This is a genomic window from Pseudotabrizicola sp., from assembly GCF_030684215.1.
Taxonomy (GTDB): Bacteria; Pseudomonadota; Alphaproteobacteria; order Rhodobacterales; family Rhodobacteraceae; genus Pseudotabrizicola.
The window spans coordinates 1-3459 of sequence record NZ_JAUXOV010000033.1 but is presented as its reverse complement, the minus strand read 5'-3'; the positions used below and the strand labels follow the sequence as shown (position 1 = coordinate 3459).

The 3459-nt window shown below is 63.5% G+C and carries 2 protein-coding genes; both read left to right on the top strand.

What is annotated here, in order from left to right; translation table 11 throughout:
* A partial coding sequence (locus Q8K08_RS05225) for a PfkB family carbohydrate kinase (protein WP_305249396.1) occupies window positions 1–1707 on the top strand: 1707 nt, incomplete at its 5' end.
* Between the two features lies 1 nt (window position 1708).
* The coding region (gene iolD, locus Q8K08_RS05220; RefSeq protein ID WP_305249395.1) for a 3D-(3,5/4)-trihydroxycyclohexane-1,2-dione acylhydrolase (decyclizing) at window positions 1709–3459 on the top strand (1751 nt) is incomplete at its 3' end.

The window sequence follows — 3459 nt, the reverse complement described above, 5'->3', positions numbered from 1 at the left end:
CAGTTGCAGCGCGAGGGCGTTGATGTGCGCGGGGTGGCGACCGACCCGGATCGCCTGACGGCGCTGGTCATTCTGGGGATCCGCGATTCCGAACAGTTTCCACTAATCTTCTACCGCGAGAATTGCGCAGACATGGCGCTGTGCGAGGACGATATCGACGAGGGACTGATCGCCGACACCCGTTCGGTTCTGGCGACAGGCACGCATCTGTCAAACCCGCGCACCGAGGCGGCGGTATTGAAAGCGCTGGCGCTGGCGCGAAAGCACGGCGCCAAGACTGCGCTTGATATCGACTATCGCCCCAATCTGTGGGGCGTGGCGGGCCATGGCGATGGGGAAAGCCGTTTCGTCGAAAGCGCGGCGGTAACGGCCAAATTGCAGGCCACCTTGCATTATTTCGATCTGATCGTCGGCACCGAGGAAGAATTCCACATCGCTGGCGGCACGACAGACACCATCGGCGCGCTACGGGCCGTGCGCGCTGTGACCCCCGCCGTGCTCGTCTGCAAGCGCGGCGCGGCGGGGGCGGTTGCTTTTGAGGGGGCAATCCCAGACAGCCTGGACGAGGGTCAGACCGGCCCCGGCTTTCCGATTGAGGTGTTCAATGTGCTGGGCGCGGGCGACGGGTTTTTCTCGGGCCTGATGAAGGGGTGGCTGGATGGGGAAAACTGGCCGCGTGCTCTGGAATATGCCAATGCGTGCGGGGCCTTTGCGGTCAGCCGTCATGGATGCACCCCCGCCTATCCGTCCTTGACCGAACTGGACTTCTTTCTGAAACGCGGAGTGGTGCGGCCGGACCTGCGCAATGACTCCCCATTGGAGCAGATCCACTGGTCGACCAACCGCGCGCGGCGCGGCCTGCCCGACTGGTCAGATATCCGGGTCTTTGCCTTTGACCATCGGATGCAGTTGGAACAGATGGAGGGTTATACGGCGGCCAAGGGCGCAGCCTTCAAAGAGCTGTGCTTGAGCGCTGCCCAAAAGGTTCAGGCCCGCAGGCCCGGCTATGGCATTTTGTGCGATAACCGGATCGGGCGCAGCGCCTTGCATGCCGCCTCTGGTACGGGGTTGTGGATCGGGCGTCCTTGTGAATGGCCCGGATCACGCCCTTTGACACTGGAGCCGGAACTGGGGCCGGACTGTGGCGGGCTGGAGGCTTGGGCGCGCGAGAACGTGGTCAAGGTCTTGTGCTTTTGCCACCCCGAGGACACCGCCGCCTTGCGGGCAGAGCAGGAAGCCACCGTAAAGCAGCTGTTCACCGCGGCGCGCCGGAATGATCTGGAGTTTCTGCTCGAGGTGATCCCGTCCAAGGTCGGGCCGGTTGATGACAGGACGACCGCGACCTTGATCGAACAGTTTTATGCTGCGGGTGTCTATCCCGACTGGTGGAAGCTGGAGCCGATGCAGACCGCCACCGCATGGCAAAACGCAATTCGTGCGATCGAGACGCACGATGCCCACACGCGCGGTATCGTCGTGCTGGGGCTGGATGCGCCAGAGGCCGAGCTTGCGGCAAGCTTTCAAGTGGCAGCGGCCTTTCCCCTCGTGCGTGGCTTTGCTGTCGGTCGCACGATCTTCGGGGCAGTAGCGCAGGCATGGCTTGCCGGAGATTTGGGCGATGCCGATGCCGTGGACGAGATGGCCCGGCGCTTCGCCCGGCTGAGTGGGATCTGGGATGCGGCCCGCGCGGCGGCAGGAGGCAAATAGAATGACGACGATCCGGCTGACCGCAGCACAAGCCATGGTAAAATGGCTGTCGGTGCAGATGAACGAGGAAGGCCAGCGGTTCATTCCCGGCATCTGGGCGATCTTCGGCCATGGCAACGTGGCGGGGATCGGCGAGGCACTTCAACGGGCGCAGCATGGTGATTTGTGCGGCAACGATCCTTTTCCGACATGGCGCGGCCAGAACGAACAGACGATGGCCCATGCGGCGATTGCTTTTGCCAAGGGCCGCGCGCGCAAGCAGGCCCACGCGGTAACGTCCAGCATCGGGCCGGGGTCCACCAACCTTGTGACCGCAGCCGCCCTGGCCCATGTGAACCGTCTTCCATTGCTCATCGTGGCAGGGGATGTTTTTGCCAGCCGCCGCCCCGATCCGGTGCTGCAACAGGTCGAGGATTTTGACGATGGCACCATCAGCGCCAATGACTGTTTCAAGCCTGTGGTGCGCTATTTCGACCGCATCACGCGCCCTGAACAGCTGCTGACAGCCTTGCCCCGTGCGGTGCGTGTGATGACAGATCCGGCCAATTGCGGCCCCGTCTGTCTGGCCTTTTGTCAGGACGTCCAGTCCGAAGCGCACGACTGGCCCGAAGCCTTCTTTGCGCCCCGCGTCTGGCACATCCGCCGTCCGGAACCTGACGCGCTCGAGTTAAAAACCGTTGCAGACCTGATCCGCGCCGCCCAACGACCCGTGATCATCTGCGGTGGTGGCGTGATTTATTCGGGTGCTGAAAGCACCTTGGGTGCATTTGCGGAAAAGCACGCCATTCCGGTCACCGAGACACAGGCAGGCAAGTCGGCTCTGGCGCAGGCGCACCCGATGAACTTCGGCGCGGCGGGGGTTGATGGCGCGGCATCCGCAAACGCGGCTCTGAGTGCTGCGGATCTGGTGATCGGCATCGGCACGCGGTTGCAGGACTTCACCACCGGATCACGGACGCTGTTTGCTGACGGGGCCAAGTTGGTCTCTATCAATACCCACGGCTATGACGCGGCCAAGCACGGGGCGGTAAGCCTTGTCGCAGATGCCAAGGTGGCATTGGAGGCGCTATCGGTGCGGATCGGCGCGTATTGCGCGGCACCGGATACGGCAGCCCGCGCGGCATGGCTGGCAGCGGTCGATGCCAAATGTCAAACCCCGGTTGCCGCAGGGGCCTTGCCAACCGATGCTCAGGTTATCGGGGCCGTGCAGGCGGTGGCCACCAAGGACAGCATCGCGATGTGTGCCGCAGGCACCATGCCAGGGGCGCTAAAGTTGCTGTGGCAGGCGTCGCAAGGCGGCTATCACATGGAATACGGTTACAGCTGCATGGGCTACGAGGTCGCCGGCGCCATGGGCCTGAAACTTGCGCTCCCCGAGCGCGAGGTGATCTGCTTTGTCGGTGATGGCAGCTATATGCTCGCCAATGCCGAACTGGCCACCGCCGTCATGCGGCGCATTCCCTTTACCGTGGTTCTGACCGACAACAGCGGTTACGGCTGCATCAACCGGCTTCAGCAGGTCAGCGGCGGCGCCCCGTTCAACAACATGTATGTCGATTGCACGATCGAGGACCAGCCCGAGATCGACTATATCGCCCATGCCGCCAGTATGGGTGCGCATGCGGTCAAGGCAAAGAACCTCGCCGATTTGCAGTCCGCCTTGCAGACCGCGCGCGGCAAGCGCAAGCCGACCGTCATCGTGATCGACACCACCGCAGCCCCGGGTCCCGGAGACGGTCTGGACGGGGCAGG